The organism is Gilliamella sp. Occ4-3 (assembly GCF_001690675.1).
Classification (GTDB): domain Bacteria; phylum Pseudomonadota; class Gammaproteobacteria; order Enterobacterales; family Orbaceae; genus Gilliamella; species Gilliamella bombi.
The window spans coordinates 42,694-62,214 of record NZ_LZHR01000103.1 but is presented as its reverse complement, the minus strand read 5'-3'; the positions used below and the strand labels follow the sequence as shown (position 1 = coordinate 62,214).

Here is a 19,521-nt window from a genome sequence, read left to right as displayed (position 1 = left end):
GAAAGGTGATTATAATACATAGCAATCTCCAAACTGTGGTGGTGCGAAGGTGCTAGTATAAATCACCTTTCTACTTTCTTCACTCCACCGTGTTTAAAATTGCACTTCATGTTTGAATCCAGGTATTTAAAAATAAAAATTTCAATAAAATCAATAGTCCACCTGAACGATTTTAAAGTAAAAAACACACTTATAGCACCACAATGCTAATCAGTCTGCCTTATCACAGCATCAAAATATACCGATAACGAAATAAAGCTAGCACGCCAAACTTGGCTGTTGGGTGTGTTTGTGTTTTAGATGTTATCAGCAATATTAATCATTCCGCAAAATACAAAAAATTATAAAACTAACAGCTTATTTTAATTAGAAAATTCACCTGTCTATAAAGACAAATCGTTTTCATCTTTACATTTCTTTACAAAAAAGTCCGCTAAAAAACTAGCCAACTATTTTATAAATGGCTATACTTTCGCCGTTATAGGAAAGCAAGCTTATTAAATAAGCAAATAATTATAAAAATCTAAATAAAACAAATAATTACTTGACAGGTAAACCATAATGCATTATTATTTTAGGCACAAGGCACAAGGCACAAGGCACAAGCACTGGCAAACCTATGTCTTAAATTTATCAAATAATCCTATTCGACAAGTTTTTGCACGAAACTCATTTATATCATCGAAATTATCTCTCGAATTATTATCGAAATTATCCACAAAACTATCTTTAAAAATCCCATTGGCATTAGTGCCGTTGTTGTTATTGCCGTACTCCTTAGAATCGCAGGCATTATCAGCCACGACTTTTAAGCGCATTCACGGTACTGCACCTTATTTAACCTTTGATGGCGGTGTTACTAAAGTGACTAAAATAGAGGACTTATTAGGTATTAAGTTATCGGATGGTCGAACATTCACACCGCAAAATAATCCTTCATCACCAACCTCGCCAATCGAGTTATCTAATGTAGGGGATACTTTTGCTGATATTGAAATGATAGTTCCGCCATCAAGTGACTCAATAAATATAAATGACTTAGTGGCACAAGGTAAATGGGGCGATGATGATGGGGATGGACAGGGAGCAGGTGGAGTTACTGCATTAGGAAGTATATCGTTAGCAATAACGGATAAAGATGGCAATACCATTAATCGTAGTGATGCATTAGATATATGTAATGCACCTTATAAGGTAACTTTAAGTAGTACTGGAGGGAATTTAGCTACGCAGTATGGTGAGCCAAGAAGTAGTACTTTTAGTGGAGGAACAGCGGAGTATTATATCACTTTACCGTCACCGCCCGTTATTTGTGCGGTCAGGCCAAATCTATATGAAGGTACAGGCGATTATGCAGGTCCACCTAGCATGTGGAATCCAGCAAAGGGCTTTTTAGTTCAGTCAACAAATCCATCATCTTACGGTTTAAATTTTCCAACAACAGGTGCAGATGGATTGTATTTTGATTTGGATATAGTTGGGATAGATGCAAGTCAGTTGAGTTGGTCTGTTACCACATATGGTGGTAGTGGTGATATAATAGCAACGGTGAATTGGGTTTACTCAAACACGCAGGTAACATTGAATGGTCCTAAAGCTGATAGTACTCAGATGAATTCAGATAATCCAAGTTCACTTAGACGTCCTGCTTTGCCACAGACATTTGAGTTGGTTGGTAAGGATAGTCAAGGTAATGAGGTTAGGTATGGATTTGAGTTGAGGCAGTGGTTTGTCACTCGGGGACTTCGAAAAGATAGCCTTTCTAATCAAAGCACATGGTGTAATAGTTTGGGTTATAGTTTGTCACGGGTAAGGGATTTAACCAATGCGATTTGTTCTGGCTGGGGCATGAATAGTTACGCTCCTTGTACTGGTGCAGTAGGTGCCACGCCGTCGTCTAGTGGTAATGGTTACATGCGTCATATAGGAGCAGGTTTTTTCACGGAGTGGGGCTACCTGGGCTACTACGGTGCGGGCTTCTTCTACGGCACCAACTGGACAAGCGACGAGATCGGTAGCAATGGCTTCTTTGTTTCGAGCAGCGGCGGCTCCGTCGGCGGCATTGACGCTTCTTCCTACGCCTTCGCTGCTGTTTGCACCACACCTTAGTTTTTAGCGTTTAGTTCTTGATCCTTCGGGTGCGGAAGGTGGTTATGGTGCCTGAGAGGACAATATAAAAAAGAATAAAGCCCCAGCGCAAGTTGGGGCGCTGAGCAGGCAAAGCCTGCGAGCATTGTGCTTTAATTCTAAAAGTCCTATGATTTTGGCTGTTTGATTCATTTCTGAATCTCCTTTTGTGTTATAAAATAACTTGAAAGTCAGATTAAGTAAAGACTATTACAATTAATGTTTTCTTAACTAGCAAACAACTTTGTGCTTTCAACTCAATAATTTAAATAAAATTCCTTTCCCCCATCTTAATTAATAAAACTGGGGGGAATTCATTTAAGAAATTAATTATAATTAGTAAAATAAACTAACAAAACACACTATCAATCTTCAACTTACAATACTCAACAGCGTCATGTAGCATCACAAAATCGGCGATATCATATAGTGTTTTCTGCGTTTGATAGAACACGTAATTGTGATCGTCGTCGCTGTTGATAATGTAGCAACAAAATACTCTTGAAAAAATACACGTGCATTTTTATGTCCTGATACAGTCTGTTTTAAGTCGGTTTTATGTATAGAAAGACAGTAGTATTATTTTATATCATATTTATTTTATTGATTATTTTTGCTTGGTGGGTGGTGGAGCTGGCGGGAGTTGAACCCGCGTCCGAAATCTCTACATCCTCGGTACTACATGCGTAGTTTGTTTTTGAATTTCATCTACCCGCTGCGAACAAACACGCTACTGATAGACTAGCTTGATTAGGTTTAATGCTTCCACCCCAAGCAAGGCTTCCACACGATCTCGTTTGGGTTTGACTCCTCTTTATCCCCGTCCTACGAGCGGAGGCTAGGGAGAGAAGGCTCTATACAGGTTATTAAGCTGCTAGTGCGTAGTTTTCGTCGTTTGCGACTATTTTTTTGCGGTTTATTTACGAGGCCTACCGCACCTCGGCATGCACCTTGGGTTTCGCAAATCCCGTCGAATCCAGAATCAGCCCCAATTGTGAATTGTAACTAAAAACAATATTAAGGCATTATAGGTGAATTCAAAATGGAATACAAGTTAGCTAGCTTCAAGGTTGGTCTAGTTATCGGCAAATTTTTCATCTTTTAATGCTGCGTGATATTATCAACAGCACATTTTTTCCTTCACATATTACATTTCAGCCATTGCAGAGCTGACTTGAGGTGATAATAAAACATTATAAATGTTTGTCGTAAAAGGGGAATTGGTAGGTAGTGGCTCAATTTCAAATGCTCAAGTCCTGTGGCTTTGCTCGTTTTATTTTTAGTACTTCAAGCGGCGCTTGTTGATCAACTATTTTTCACAGGCATCATTAATAAGTATTGCCGAAGGCCTCATTAAAGCTAATTTTTCTTTTGTGAATAGTTGAATAGTTTTTTTGGTTAATGGGAGAATGGTAACAACAAAATTGGCTTGTTTTAATACATTGCCTAAAAATATATAATCATGCGGCTAAGTTAGCTGGTAAAGTAGCAGAGCGTAAATATTTTTCAGCTATGTCACTTAATATCAAAGTAATCATTAAAACTTTCAATAAATATACATAACCCAAATAACGCCTTATCATCAGCAGAATATTATGCTTTCATAACATAAAATAGCCATCAAAAACCCGCTATAAAGATGTAAACATTATATTACAATATTTGCTTAAATTATCATTACACTAACTTTTTAAACTAAATTTATAATTAAATAACAAATCATAAAAAAATTATGATTGGATAAATAATAAAAATTCCATTTACTATTATGTAATTTTGTGTTTACATAATAATTGTTTGTGTAATTGTTATTTTACATATAAAAATATAAATGATTTTAACAAGGAAAATAAAATGTTAAAAGATACTTTAAATAATGTTCGAATCAGAGACGAACATATGTTAATCACACCTGAAGAAATCAAACAGCTTTACCCTCTTTCTCATGATTTAGAAAATCAAATTGCCTTATCACGCCAAACTGTTGTGGATATCTTAGAACGACGTGATCACCGCTTACTTATTGTATGTGGTCCTTGCTCTATTCATGATCCTGTTGCTGCAATTGAGTATGCGCATAAATTAAAAAGACTATCAGACGAAGTTAAGGATCACTTATTTATTGTCATGCGTGTTTATTTTGAAAAACCAAGAACCACTGTTGGTTGGAAAGGTATGATTAACGATCCTCACATGGATAGCTCATTTGATATTGAGCATGGACTAAAAAAAGCCCGTAAATTACTGCTTGATATTACTCAAATTGGCTTGCCTATTGCAACTGAAGCACTAGATCCCAACACACCACAATACATTGGCGATTTAATTAGTTGGTCTGCAATCGGGGCAAGAACTACTGAATCACAAACGCATCGAGAAATGGCATCTGGCCTATCAATGCCTGTTGGTTTTAAAAATGGAACTGATGGCAGTTTAGATGTTGCAATTAATGCCATGAAATCAGCCTCTATGCCTCATCGTTTTGTAGGAATTAACCAACAAGGGCAAGTAACGGTTTTACAAACAACTGGCAATCCACACGGCCATGTTATTTTGCGTGGCGGTAAAACACCAAATTATGATGCTGAAAATGTCGCATTGTGCGAAACACAAATGAAAAAGGCAGGATTGTTACCTAACTTAATGGTTGACTGTAGCCATGCGAATTCAAATAAAGATTATAGAAATCAACCTATTGTTGCTAATTCCATTATCGAGCAAATAGAAAAAGGCAATAATTCAATTATTGGTGTAATGATTGAAAGTAACTTATTTGAAGGAAATCAGCCTTCCGAACAACTACCAGAAAACTTTAAATATGGCGTATCTGTGACTGACGCATGTATTAACTGGGAAGAAACAGACGAGCTATTACGAAAAATGGAGCACGTTTTAGCGCAGCCACTTATCGAAAGACAAAAGCACTCAGTTACTGCTTAAACTACTCAACAGATAAACATATCGCCGACACCATTGTCGGCGATCTTTGTTTTATTTAACCTAATTGCTTACGAGCATTATGGAATATTCTCATCCAAGGGCTATCTTCACCCCAGTTATCAGGATGCCATGAATTAGTTACTGTTCTAAATACCCGTTCTGGATGTGGCATCATAATAGTTGCCCGCCCATCTTGAGATGTCACTGCAGTAATACCGTTTGGCGAACCATTTGGGTTAGCAGGGTATTGCTGTGTTACTTTGCCAAAATGGTCAATATAACGTACGGCAATTAATCCTGATGCCTCTAAACGGCTTAGATGAACATCATCACCCACTTCAACACGTCCTTCCCCATGTGAAACAGCAATTGGCATATGCGAACCAGCCATATCAGTAAATAGCAACGAAGGGCTTGATTGAATTTGCACTAAACTAAAGCGGGCTTCAAAACGTTCTGACGAATTACGAACAAAACGAGGCCACAAATCCGCTCCCGGAATTAGATCTTTAAGATTCGACATCATCTGACAACCGTTACAAACCCCTAACGATAAAGTATCTTTGCGATGGAAGAATCGTTCAAACTCATCACGCACTTTTTTATTAAATAAAATAGATTTAGCCCAACCTTCACCTGCTCCTAAAACATCGCCATAAGAGAAGCCACCACAAGCAACCAGTGTACTAAATTGACTAAGTGTAATTCGACCAGAAAGTAAATCTGTCATATGTACATCGATTGCTTGAAAGCCTGCTCTATCAAATGCTGCTGCCATCTCGACATGCGAGTTAACACCTTGTTCACGCAAAATGGCCACTTTAGGTTTTGTACCTTTGGCAATATAAGGCGCAGCAATATCGGCTTGCAGATCAAAAGTTAGCTGCACATTTAATCCTGGATCATCTTCATTTTGTTTAGCTTGATGTTCTTGATCTGCACATTCAGGATTATCACGTAAACGTTGCATTTGCCATGTCGTTTGCGCCCACCATGTTCTCAAGGTTAAGCGTGATTCACTGTATACTGTAGCCGAGTTATCACGCATAATAATTTGTTGACCAGTTTTAGCACTACCAAGAACATGAACCGCATGGGATAAGCCAAACTGCTTAAAGCAAGCCATCACATCATCTAAACGATTATTAGCTACTTGAATAACTGCGCCTAATTCTTCATTAAATAACGAAGCAATCACATCATGACCTAACGAGGCAATATCTACATCAATACCACAATGTCCAGCAAAAGCCATTTCGGCCAATGTCACAAACAGTCCACCATCAGAACGATCATGATAAGCAAGCAAAGCATTTTGGCTTACTAAAGCCTGAATCGCATTATAAAAAGCAAGCAGCTCTTTAGGATCATGGACATCCGCTGTTTTTTGCCCTAAATGACGATACACTTGGGCTAGTGCGGTGGCTCCTAGTGCTTGATGGCCTTTCGATAAATCAACCAACAATAAAGTATTATCCTGATCAGTACGCAATTGTGGTGTCACTGTTTTACGCACATCTTCAACACGCGCAAATGCCGAAATCACCAATGATAATGGTGAAGTCATGGTTTGTTGCTCACCATCTTGTTGCCATGTCGTTTTCATGGACATCGAATCTTTACCAACAGGAATAGCAAGCCCTAAAGCTGGGCATAACTCTTCACCAATAGCTTTAACGGCCTCATAAAGACCAGCATCTTCGCCCGGATGTCCTGCCGCTGCCATCCAGTTAGCTGAAAGCTTAATCCGTTTGATATTACCGATATTGGTTGCGGCAATATTAGTAATTGCCTCACCAACTGCAAGCCTTGCTGATGCGGCAAAATTAAGTAACGCAACTGGCGCACGTTCACCAATTGACATAGCTTCACCATAATAACTATCCAAACTTGCAGTAGTCACAGCACAATCAGCAACCGGTACTTGCCAAGGCCCGACCATTTGATCACGAGCAACCATACCCGTCACTGAACGATCGCCAATGGTAATTAAAAAGGTCTTTTCGGCAACGGTTGGCAAATGTAGAATGCGTTTGACCGCATCATATAAATTAATTTCAGAAGTTGAAAAATTATCACCATGTGCTTGGTGAGTTTTAACATCACGTTGCATTTTAGGCGTTTTACCAAGTAGCACATCTAATGGCAAATCGATGGGATGATTATTAAAATGCTCATCATGCAAGGTAACCGCCTTATTGGCGGTTGCCTGACCAATCACCGCATAAGGTGCACGCTCACGCTGACAAAGTTCAGTAAATAATGCCAATTTATCGGGATGAATCGCAAGCACATAACGTTCTTGTGATTCATTACACCAAACTTCTAGTGGTGACATACCTGGTTCATCGCTAAGTATTTTACGAAGCTCAAACTGACCACCACACCCACCATCGCTAACAAGTTCAGGCATTGCATTAGACAAACCTCCAGCACCAACATCATGAATAAATAAGATAGGATTATCTTCACCAAGTTGCCAACAGCGATCGATAACTTCCTGACAACGGCGCTCCATTTCAGGATTATCACGCTGAACAGAAGCAAAATCCAAATCAGCATCAGACTGACCCGACGCCATAGACGAAGCCGCCCCACCACCTAAGCCAATATTCATAGCAGGACCACCTAAAACAATCAGTTTAGAGCCAGCTGGAAACTCACCTTTTTGGATATGTTCACGGCGAATATTACCCATACCACCAGCTAACATAATCGGTTTATGATAACCTCGAAGCTCCTCGCCATTATGGCTATTAACCTTTTCTTCATAAGTACGGAAATACCCTAACAAAGCCGGACGCCCAAATTCATTATTAAACGCCGCACCACCTAAAGGGCCATCCATCATAATATCAAAGGCGCTCACAATGCGATCAGGCTTACCAAAATTTTGCTCCCAAGGTTGTTCAAAATTAGGAATACGTAAATTAGAAACTGAAAACCCTACTAAACCAGCTTTAGGTTTAGCACCTCGACCAGTTGCACCTTCATCACGAATCTCACCTCCACTGCCCGTTGCCGCACCCGGCCAAGGTGATATTGCTGTTGGATGATTATGTGTTTCAACTTTCATTAAAATATCTGCATATTCTTGATGATAGCAGTAGGTTTTATTCTCATTATCCGCAAAAAAGCGCCCAACGATTGAACCGTCCATCACTGCGGCATTATCCTTATAAGCGGACGAAACATAATCAGGAGTGTGTTCAAAAGTATTTTTGATCATCTTAAACAGTGATTTAGGCTGCTTTACCCCATCAATAACCCAATCGGCATTAAAAATTTTGTGACGACAATGTTCGGAATTGGCTTGTGCAAACATATAAAGTTCAATATCAGTAGGATTACGATTTAGTTTTTTAAAGTTCTCAACTAAATAATCAATCTCATCAGATGCTAACGCCAAACCTAATTTAAGATTAGCCTCATCTAATGCAGCACGACCTTGACCTAATAAATCAATGGTTGTCACTGGCGCAGGTGATTCAACATGAAATAACTGCTCGGCTTGATCAACATGGCTAAAGACTGCTTCCATCATGCGATCATGAATTAATGCTATAAAATCGTTTTTTTGACAATCGGTTAATTCTGAACTTACTTGTACATAATAAGCAATCCCCCTCTCAATACGGCGAATCTGTGGTAAACCGCAATTATGTACAATATCAGTTGCTTTTGATGACCAAGGCGAAATCGTTCCCACTCTTGGCGCCACTAAAAAGAGTTGCTTGCTAGCCGTTTGTTTAACATTGATTTGTGTATTTTTTGGACCGTATTGTAATAATTTATCTAACGTTAACTGTTGTTCAGCCGTCAATTCGCCTGCCAAATCAACAAAATGCAGGTATTGGGCTTCAATATTGATAACAGGGATAGATTTCTTACAACAAGCAGATAAGATTTTACTAATACGAAATGGAGATAACGCAGAGCAGCCAGCTAAAATTTTCATAAAAATTACTCTTTTTAAGCTAAAAATAGAGAAGAAATAAGACAATATTATAAAAGAAAGCGCACGATGTGGCTATATTAAATACAGTTAATCAGGAGATAGATAAAAATTCTGTTTTTTAACCAAAAGAAATAACCAAAAAGAAAAATAAAATCATTATGATATATAATTCTTTTTTACTAAGAATTGGATCTATTTTGGTAAGTGAAATGAATTAAGTATGAGGGTTAGGATATTTTGATACAGGAATAAGGTAGGTATATTGACCTTGCAGTATTATGAAAAAGTTTTTTACTCTAAAATCATTCAGGTAGAGTATTGATTTTATTGAATTTTTCTATTTAAGCGTTTTTAGTAAAATCAAGCATTTATAAGATATTTAGTACTAGAGCTTTTATATTTCATTTAACTGTTAAATTTTAGCAAAGAAATTTCAATTAAGTAAAATTTTAAATAAAAAAAACAAATTATTATCAAGTTACTCTAATGATAGTTTATTCAAACATATTGATTTATTGATTAATTACTGATTTACTGTTCATCAGCAAAATACTAACTTAATATTTTAATTAACGATAAAAACAAATAAGTGATCATGAAATAAAAAATATAAGGAAAAATTGGTATGGAATTTCTTTTTTATTTCTTATTCTTCGCAATAGTAATAATTATAGTGGCATTTATTAATCTTTCTAGTTTGAAAGATCAAATTGTCCGGTTAAGAATTCAGTTAACAGAGGTACAAGAAACCCTTTTATCACTCAAAGAACAACTTTATCAGCAAAATAGCTCGGTTGAGTTAGAAGAAAATTCCAATTTAATTCATAAAACGACGTCCGAGCCAATTAATTATTCAGAAAATTCAGATGAAAAAGAGGATATTGAGCACGATAATACTAATTCGCAATTTGAATATTCAAATAGCAATACTACTGAAGAAACATCGGATATTGCTGTTCAAATAGAGCCTCCAACCGAAATTTCTTTACCTTGTGCAGCTAATAATAACCATTTAAACGATGGACTTTTGCAACTTAATGAGCAAAATGCCCCCGCTCTGTTACAAGAAAATATGCAACTTGATTCAGTAACAGTAGAACAACCCGATTCTCAATATCAAGAACTCAGTCAGGAAGAAGAGTTACCAACATTAGCTAGCGAATCTCTGGCGATAGAAACTCCAGAACAAGAAAAAATCAATCTTGATGAAACTACATCACAAACAACAGATCCATTTAACCCACAATACAGACCAGTTACAAGTACTGAACCCAATCCGTTATTTATTTTTTTTAATTGGTTAATTAAAGGCAATGTAATTGCCAAAATTGCTATTGTGATCTTATTTTTAGGTCTAACCTATCTATTTAAATACAGTATTGAACATGATTATATTTCACCTGAGATCAGGATCTTAGGAACCTTAGTATTAGGTTTTGTTTTGTTAGGAATCGGTTGGAAATTAAGACATAAACGAGAAATCTACGCCTTAATACTACAAGGCGGTGCCTTTGCTGTTTTATATCTGACCATATTTGCCGCCTATAGGTTATACGAACTTGTACCTATGTTAATGACGTTTACTATTTTGTTAATCATTTGCTCAACAAGCATTTTATTTTCCATTTTGCAAAGAGCTATGAGCTTAGCAATTATAGCCAGTATCGGCGGTTATGTGACACCGATTTTACTATCCAATGGTTCAGACAATCATATTGCTTTATTTAGTTATTATTTGATGATTTCCAGTGCTATTTTAGTTGTTAGCATCTGGCAGTCTTGGCGAATACTTAATTTATTAGGATTTTTATTCACCTTTGTAATATCTCTACTATGGGGAATGAGTAATTTCTGCCCTGAGTTTTACATTGAATGCCAAATATTTATCATCGCTAATATGTTAATTTATGGTATTTTAGCTGTTTTATTCTCGGTTCGATGTTTTAATAAAGAACATAATCAAAATGCTATTGATTTAATTTTACTATTTGGCACACCGTTATCTGGTTTTGCATTACAATATTCTATTACCAATCAGTGGGAATTTGGACCTGCATTTTCATCATTGGCATTTGGTCTGTTTTATATTATTGGCTCTTATTTCATTCTGCGCTTGTTGAAATCTTCAGCAAAAAAAATCTCGCTTTATGGCTTGGCCATTGGTCTATCATTTAGTACATTGGCTATTCCACTTGCCTTTAGTGCCAATTGGACTGCCACAATTTGGTTATTTGAAGGAACAGCATTAAGTTGGATTATGCTTTCGCAAAAACATTATCGTACTGCTTTATTAGGTGTCGCAATTACATTATTTGGTATTGTTTCCGCTTGTATATCTTTCGAATATGAACAATTAAATCCGAGCTCAATTACACTACTACTTGGTATTATAAGTACCATTTTACTAGTAAATGCCTGTTTATGGCATTGCTATGATCGTAGAATTAATATAAATAATTTACCTAAAACGATGTTTATTGCTATTGCTGTTGTATTTTGGGTAATATGGATTTTATCAAGTATTTATTTACATATTGACAATACAACACCAAAAGTATTACCAATTTTATTATGCTTCACTTTTTCTTCATGGCTATGGTATATCGTTGGGAAAAAAATCAATTGGCATCAGCTCTGTTATTCTGGGTTAACCTTATGGCTAATGATATTACTAGCTTTATTTAAAAGTTATGCCGAATCCTACTATTTATTAAACTCCGGCATTTGGAGCGTGGTTTGGATCATAGCCTTTGTTAGTGCTTACTATTATTTACATATTGGAAAGGCACTTATCACAAACAGTATTGTAAATCGTAGTTTTAAAATAAATAAACAAAATACTTATCGTTTATTTGATATGTTACACATCAGTTTATTTTGGATGATTTTATACTGGATAACACGAGAATCTACTCATTTACTTAATCAATTACCATGGGGATACGAAGTAATAAAATGGAGTGTAACTGCAACTATTGCAAGCAGCATTATTCTACTATTTTATATACTGATTAAACGCCAAATTATGACCACAATATCATTAATTAAATCTTATTGGATGATAGGCTTATTACCTATTGTTATCTATTTAGGATTTTATTTAATAATTGGGCTTGGTATGAGTGGTCAAATCATTTATTGGAATTATGTTCCTATCATTAATCCACTTGAAGAAAGTGCAATCTTTGCTTTAATGATGTTTAGCGTTTGGTTAAAACTTGCAATAAACCATTTACAACTAAATAGTAGGATAATGAATCTTGCAAACTTTAAAATACCATTACCTAATATGGTTCTAGTGCCTTTAATTGTTTTAACCTTTTTCTGGGGAAACAGTATCGTTTTACGCTGCTTAAGCCAAATATTTGACATATCTTGGACAGCTAATTCTTTATGGCACAATAATATTGTCCAAATGACTGCATCATTACTTTGGATGTTAACTGCAGTAATATTGGTGACTATTGGACACCGTTATTCACTTCGGAAAATATGGTATAGCGGTGAATTTATTCAAGTGATCGTTATTATTAAATTAATATTTGTAGATATTCGTGAGCTTGATGGATTACTTCGTGCATTTGCCTTTATTGGTGTTGCGTTATTAATGCTGTTAATTGGGTATCTAGCACCATTACCGCCTAAGTTAAAAAATGATGATACTGATGAATAAATACACTATAAAAAATAGGTTTAAGTTTAACAATGACGTTTTCAGAAATCATTCTGATAATATCATTCAGTTTAATATAACAATAAATAAAAATTCGTGAATGTCATTGATTATTATGGATAAAAAATTATGAAAAAATTTTTATTGAGTTCGCTGTTATTAATAAGTGGATTTAGCCAAGCGATAGACAAAACTAACCAGTATGCCTATGGTGCCATGATTGATATCTCCAACGATACTAGCATGTATAGCAGAATAGAACTGACTCATGATGTTTATACACAAACATTATCAAGTTCATTAGATGATATTCGCATTTTTAACCAAAAAGGTCAGCCTGTACCTTATGCATTAGTCAATGTTTATCAGCAAAGTGATAATAATCAAACTTTCCCAGTAGCTATTTACGCGTTAAATCAAAACGAAGATGAAGATCAAAGCAAAATGGCGATTGAACAGTATAATATCAATATCAATAATAAAGATATTCAAATTTATCTCGATAAAGCAAATAGCCAAGGTGACTATAACGCAAGGTATTTATTGCAAATTCCCGAAAATGTTAAGTTAGAACAAGCCATAAGCCGTTTATCCATTGATTTTGATGTAGCTGAAAATCAAAATTGGCAAGCAATTGCTAAATTGCTTTATAGCCAAGATTTAAGTAATTGGCAAACTGCACTCAATAATGTTCCAATGATGTCTTTGACTGATAACAATAGTAATCAGTCACTTAGAGTAAATACAATTGATATACCAACAAACACTAATTACAAAGCACGCTATTGGATTTTATTATTAAAGTCAGATCAATCCACTATTCCTAACGTCAAAAAAATTGAATTTACTTCAAGAAAAGAAACACCAAAATTAGCTCTTTTCCCAATTAACTTCGAACTAATATCATCAGATGGTCAAGAAGCAACTTATCAGTTACCATCGCCTCAACCAGTTAGAGAGTTATCAATTAAGCTACAAAACCCACGTATGGTTTTACCTACTAGCATCTATTATAAAACCGATGACAAAGATAAAACATGGCATAAACTTGATGACTATATTATTCGAAACTTAGATAGCAATGATCATAGCCAACATATCAGTGCTGGATTAATTATTAAACAATTAAAAATTAAAGCCATCAACGCAAGCTTTGATGAAGCACCACAACTAACAGCTTACCGCAATCGCATGAGTGTTGTTTTTAATAGCGCCAATAATGGTCCCTTCATTCTAGCTTGGGGATCAGCAAAAGCAATGTCTGCATCGTTAAGTGAAAAAGCATTACTTTCAGATTCAATATCTGTAGTTGATGTACCACAAGCCTTTGTTGGTGAAAATATTAAACTAGCAGGTCAAAAAGTATTATCCCAAGCAAATAATGATCCGACAAGAGATTCAATTTTACCTAAATGGTTAATTTGGGGTAGCTTAGTTATTGGCGCTATCATATTAATTATTATTGCATTAAAATTACTTAACGAAGTTAAAAAGTCATAAAAATGAAAGCTAAAATATAAAAATGACTAGAAAGAAGCACTTAATAGAAATTTACTCCATTGAGTACACCACACATCTAAATACTGATAATTTTTAATTAGATAAGATGATAGAGACAATAAAAGGCTTTAATTTTGGCTTAAGTCATTGTGGTAACGAACATTCGCCGACTTAAGCCGGCGAATGGTAGCATATTAAATTACGCTTCGTTCCAGCTATCTCTTAACCCTACGGTTCGGTTAAACACTAGCTTATCTTCAGTTGCAAACTTGCTATCTAAACAGAAATAACCTTCTCGTTCAAATTGATAAGCTTGCCCCGCTTGAGCTTTTTGTAAACTTGGTTCAACAATACCTTGCTTAATCACTAACGAGGTAGGATTAATGGTTGATAAAAAGTCCTCTGCTGCACCTGGATTTGGCGTATTAAATAGACGATCATACAGGCGAATTTCGGCTGGTTTTGCAAATTTAGCTGAAACCCAATGAATTACACCTTTGACTTTACGGCCATCTTCAGGATTTTTATTTAAGGTTGCTGGATCATAACTACAATAAATCGTTTGAATATTACCTTCGGCATCTTTTTCAACTCGATCTGCTCGAATCACATAGGCATTACGCAATCGCACTTCTTTACCTAATACTAAGCGTTTGTAGTTTTTGTTGGCTTCTTCTCGAAAATCCGCACGATCAATATAGATTTCACGAGTGAAAGTGACTTCTCGATGACCCAGTTCAGGACGATTTGGATGATTTGGCATATTAAGCACTTCATCAATAGTATCCGAGAAGTTTTCAATGACAACTTTAACCGGATCAAGCACCGCCATAGCACGAGGCGCATTTTCGTTAAGATCTTCGCGAATACAAAACTCAAGAGTACTCATTTCTACGGTATTTTCTTGTTTTGTCACACCAATTCGACGACAAAATTCACGGATCGAAGTTGGTGTATAACCACGACGACGTAAGCCTGAAACAGTCGGCATACGCGGATCATCCCAACCATCAACAATCTTTTCTGACACAAGTAAATTTAATTTACGTTTTGAAGTAATCGCATACTCAAGATTTAATCTTGAAAATTCATACTGATGAGGTCGAGCCTCGATTGTAATATTATCTAATACCCAGTCGTATAAACGGCGATTGTCTTGGAATTCAAGTGTACAAAGTGAATGGGTAATATTTTCGATCGCATCTGAAATACAGTGGGTGAAATCATACATTGGATAAATACACCATTTATTACCTGTTTGGTGATGTTCTGCAAATTTAATACGATATAACACTGGATCTCGCATCACAATAAATGGTGATGCCATGTCAATTTTAGCACGCAGACATGCTTTTCCTTCGGCAAATTTTCCCTCTTTCATTTGGGTAAATAGCGCTAAATTTTCATCGATGCTACGATCACGATAAGGGCTATTTTTACCCGGTTGAGTAAGTGTTCCTCGATATTCACGAATTTCATCAACTGAAAGCTCGTCAACATAAGCAAGTCCTTTATTGATTAGCTCAATAGCATATTCATATAATTGGTCGAAATAGTCAGATGAGTAACAAATTTCGCCATCCCATTCAAACCCTAACCAACGGACATCTTCTTTAATCGACTCAACATACTCTATATCTTCTTTAGTCGGATTGGTATCGTCAAAACGTAAATTACATTTACCTCTATAATCTTGCGCAATACCGAAATTTAAACATATTGATTTAGCATGACCAATATGTAAATAACCATTAGGCTCTGGAGGAAAACGTGTGTGCGTAGTTTTATATTTTCCTGCTGCTAAATCAGCATCAATAATTTGGCGAATAAAATTAGATGGACGATTATCTGTTTCGCTCGGTAATGAACCGCTCATAAAAAAACCTCTGGTGATATATTTATTAATAACAAATTGAGAATATTTGCTATATTATTGCTTATTATGTAATGAATATAACAAATTTTTCTTATTTCTGAAATGGAAAACAAACGATTCACATCGACAAAATTAATCTTTGATTAAACCCTGCTATTTTTAACAAAAAAACATATCTTTTTAGCAAAAATCCTGGATTCAAACATGAAGTGCAATTTTAAACACGGTGGAGTGAAGAAAGTAGAAAGGTGATTTATACTAGCACCTTCGCACCACCACAGTTTGGAGATTGCTAAGTATTATAATCACCTTTCTAGGAAGGAAAGATACCAGATTTTCGTATTATTACAAGCAGGAAAGAATAAAAAAGAGATAGCCCAGCTACTCAATAGACATCCTTCGACAATAATTCGAGAGATAAAAAGAAACTCAAAACCTAATCAAACCTATCAAGCACATGAGGCGGTAACACTCGCTAGGAAAAGGCGAAAAAACAGCGGTAATGGTAAGCCAATAGAGTCTTCGGTATGGCGCCAAGTTGAAAAATACCTCATGCTTTATTACAGCCCAGAGCAGATTGCAGCACGTGTAAAGAAAATCAGCGTCCAATCAATCTATAACTACCTTTATCAAAATAAAGCGCGCTATGAACAATTCAAACCTTATCTAAGGCGAAAAGGCAAAGCTTATCGGCATTGCAAGGCGCCGAACATTAAAGAAGGAGACCGCCGATATAAACGGTCAATTAAACAACGTCCAAGTTATGTAGAAAGTCGGAAAACGCAAGGACATTGGGAGGGCGATACGATTATTAGCCGTAAAGACAAGCAAGCATTGGTGACATTAGTTGAACGCAAAACAGGGCTAGTATTAATTGGGCGCCTCAATCAACGTACCGCCTCCGAAACGAGAGATATGATAATAAAATTGCTAACGCCGTTTAAAAAAATGGTTAAAAGCATCACCTTTGATAATGGAACCGAATTTAATTATCATCATGCTATTGAGCATTATTTAAATACTACCGTGTACTTTGCGGAGCCTTATAAAAGCTGGCAAAGAGGCTCAAATGAAAACACCAATGGCTTAATACGTCAGTTTATACCTAAGTCAGCGGCCATTTCATTAGTTGACGACAAACAGATAAAGAAAATACAATATCTATTGAACACACGCCCAAGAAAACGGCATAAGTTTAAAAGCCCTGCCGATTTTTATTCTAAGGAGTTAAGAAGAATTGCACTTCATGGTGTAATCTAGGAATACAAAAATAAAAAATTAAACAAAATAAAAGCTCTGCCTGACGGTTTTCGCTAAAAATACAACTAATTATTTTTATTCATCACCCGATTTCAATGAAACCACAAATCTTGCTCCACCTAGTGGGCTAGTGACAACAAAGGCTTTACCATTATGAAATTCTGCCATTAGTTTTACATAAGCTAAACCGAGTCCATAACCTCCAGTTGAGCGAGTTCGGCTCGTATCAAGTCTGGCAAAAGGCATAAAAATCTTTTCACGTGCATCAAAGGGAATGCCCACACCATCATCATCGATTTCAAGAATGACTCGATTTTCTTGTTTTGTGATATTCAAAACTGCTTTATGTGCTGCATACTTAAAAGCATTTAGTAACAAATTTTTAACTATGGTTTCAACTAAATTAGTATCAATCATTGCATACGCATCTTGGCTATTACAAGTTAGTTCAAATCCTTTTGGTTTAAATAATGTTAGGGATTGGCAAACTTTTTCACTCCACTGTTTTAATGATACCCTCGTGAAGTTTAATTCAACATTGCTTTGCTGAATTTTAAAGTAATTTAAACTAGCATTGATTAATGTCTCAAGTTCATTAATATCATCACTCATGCCTTTTTGTAGCAAAAATCTCTCTTTTTCATCGGTTGACTCTTCAAGCATACTAAGTTCAAATCGCATACGGGCAAGAGGTGTACGTAATTCATGAGCCATCGCATGAGAGATTGTTTGATTGGTACCAACTAGATGTTCAATATGCGTTCCCATATTATTTAAAACATTTGCTAGCGGCTTAAATAACCAACCTTTAACATTTTCGGTTCGAGCTTTTAAATTGCCTTGTCCTAACTGCTCGGCAGTTTGTCTGATATTAACTAGATCCTTCCATACGGCACTAAAAGCCATATAAATTAAAATGAAAAAAACAATAGCACTAAACAAAGCCCAAATAACAAGAAAGATGGTCAACGACATGGTATTGGATGCCAAAATATCCCGCATTACAATCGGACCTAATTGAAGCAAATTGCCATCTTTTAAATCTATATAAACAATCTCATTATCACCATCATAAGAAAAACCAAGTTTTTTTAACTCTTTAAGTACAGTATCAGGTAACGGTGTGTTAATTGGTAACACTTCGATAGGGTAGCCAAAATAAGGTTGCAATTCATTAACCACTTCTTGAAGGGGTCGATCTTTATGTTCTTTAATTTGCATACGAATCAGATTCACTGTACCTCGTTGAGATTCGCGAAATACAACATGATCATCTGGCATATCGGTTAATGATGAAGGTAATGAATCAAAAACCAATAAAGCGCCATAAGCAATAATACTTTGCAATAAAAGTAAAATAACTAGATAAAATACAATACGGCGATTAAAAAATAGCGGCTTGGCTAATAATTGACTCAATGATTTTCTCCTTCTCGCATAAATAAGTAGCCTTTTCCTCGCACTGTTTTTATGCGAGACGGATTATCTGGATCATCGAGTAATTTACGACGAAGTCTTGAAACACGAGCATCAATAGAACGATCACTACCATCAAAATCGATCCCTCTTACTTGAGAAAAAATATCATCTCGAGAAAGAATAGTTCCCGCATTATAAGCAAGCAACCATAGCAGATCGAATTCGGCAGTAGTTAAATCAATTTCTTGCTCGTGCAAGAGTACTTTTCGGTTTTCACCGTCTATGACTAGATTATCAAATATTAAAGTTTTATTATTCTGTGGTAAAACAAACTCTTTCGTATTGTCTTTGTCGGTTTCTATCTGTTTCCGTCGTAATAAAGCTCGTATTCGCGCTAATAATAATCTAGGTTCAACTGGTTTTGCTAAATAATCATCCGCTCCCAATTCAAGCCCAACAATTTCATCAATATTATCTTCACTTGCTGTCATGATCAGTATAAAATTACTAAACCATGTACGAATATCTCGACAAATATCAAAACCTGTTTTTACAGGTAACATTACATCTAAAATAACTAGATCGGGATTAAGTTGTTGAATCTTTTCTTCTGCCCCTTCTCCACTATTATGCCATTCAACAAGATATCCTTGCCGAATTAGATAAACTTGAATTAAATTAGCTAAGCGCTGATCATCTTCAATGATTAATATACGTTCACTCATTATCTGTTCTCGATTACTGTAGCTTGTACCTAGAGATACCTCA

10 protein-coding genes and 1 other RNA gene are annotated in these 19,521 nt (G+C 35.8%); 5 read left to right on the top strand and 6 right to left on the bottom strand.

All coding sequences use genetic code 11. The annotated features are described in order from the left end of the window. Positions 1-561: 561 nt before the first annotated feature. Positions 562-2,109 (top strand): hypothetical protein, encoded by a 1,548-nt coding sequence (locus tag A9G44_RS10220; protein ID WP_065610852.1) that lies wholly within the window; start codon positions 562-564, stop codon positions 2,107-2,109. 643 nt (positions 2,110-2,752) lie between these two features. Here the strand turns inward: A9G44_RS10220 and ssrA are convergent. Together ssrA and A9G44_RS14125 are read right to left on the bottom strand one after the other, a co-directional pair. Further along, positions 2,753-3,117: a transfer-messenger RNA gene (ssrA, locus tag A9G44_RS10215) on the bottom strand. 319 nt (positions 3,118-3,436) lie between these two features. Then, complete coding sequence (locus A9G44_RS14125; RefSeq protein ID WP_081296688.1) at positions 3,437-3,583, bottom strand: NAD(P)-dependent oxidoreductase; 147 nt, start codon at positions 3,581-3,583, stop codon at positions 3,437-3,439. A 398-nt stretch (positions 3,584-3,981) separates the two neighbouring features. On the opposite strand from A9G44_RS14125, the gene A9G44_RS10210 reads away from it, so the two are divergent. Beyond that, positions 3,982-5,067: a 3-deoxy-7-phosphoheptulonate synthase gene (locus A9G44_RS10210; protein WP_065610850.1), complete on the top strand. Its 1,086-nt coding sequence runs from the start codon at positions 3,982-3,984 to the stop codon at positions 5,065-5,067. A gap of 55 nt (positions 5,068-5,122) precedes the next feature. On the opposite strand, the gene purL is transcribed toward A9G44_RS10210, so the two are convergent. After that, positions 5,123-9,025, bottom strand: a complete 3,903-nt coding sequence (purL, locus tag A9G44_RS10205) for a phosphoribosylformylglycinamidine synthase (RefSeq protein ID WP_065610848.1) — start codon at positions 9,023-9,025, stop codon at positions 5,123-5,125. Positions 9,026-9,650: 625 nt separating this feature from the next. Here purL and A9G44_RS10200 point away from each other — a divergent pair. Continuing rightward, positions 9,651-12,698: a DUF2339 domain-containing protein gene (locus tag A9G44_RS10200; RefSeq protein ID WP_065610846.1), complete on the top strand. Its 3,048-nt coding sequence runs from the start codon at positions 9,651-9,653 to the stop codon at positions 12,696-12,698. 129 nt (positions 12,699-12,827) lie between these two features. Continuing rightward, a complete protein-coding gene (locus A9G44_RS10195; protein ID WP_065610844.1) occupies positions 12,828-14,198 on the top strand; it encodes a DUF3999 family protein in 1,371 nt (456 codons plus the stop codon). A gap of 199 nt (positions 14,199-14,397) precedes the next feature. On the opposite strand, the gene glnS is transcribed toward A9G44_RS10195, so the two are convergent. Continuing rightward, complete coding sequence (gene glnS / locus A9G44_RS10190; protein WP_065610842.1) at positions 14,398-16,074, bottom strand: glutamine--tRNA ligase; 1,677 nt, start codon at positions 16,072-16,074, stop codon at positions 14,398-14,400. A gap of 282 nt (positions 16,075-16,356) precedes the next feature. On the opposite strand from glnS, the gene A9G44_RS10185 reads away from it, so the two are divergent. Beyond that, complete coding sequence (locus tag A9G44_RS10185; RefSeq protein WP_081298320.1) at positions 16,357-17,334, top strand: IS30 family transposase; 978 nt, start codon at positions 16,357-16,359, stop codon at positions 17,332-17,334. Between the two features lie 75 nt (positions 17,335-17,409). On the opposite strand, the gene A9G44_RS10180 is transcribed toward A9G44_RS10185, so the two are convergent. Both A9G44_RS10180 and A9G44_RS10175 read right to left on the bottom strand, forming a co-directional pair. Next, a complete protein-coding gene (locus A9G44_RS10180) occupies positions 17,410-18,753 on the bottom strand; it encodes an ATP-binding protein (protein WP_065610840.1) in 1,344 nt (447 codons plus the stop codon). Beyond that, positions 18,750-19,478 carry a winged helix-turn-helix domain-containing protein gene (locus A9G44_RS10175; protein ID WP_034914270.1) on the bottom strand — a complete coding sequence of 243 codons (729 nt, stop codon included), beginning with the start codon at positions 19,476-19,478 and terminating at the stop codon, positions 18,750-18,752. Before A9G44_RS10175 ends, A9G44_RS10180 begins: the two co-directional genes overlap by 4 nt. Between the last annotated feature and the right edge of the window lie 43 nt (positions 19,479-19,521).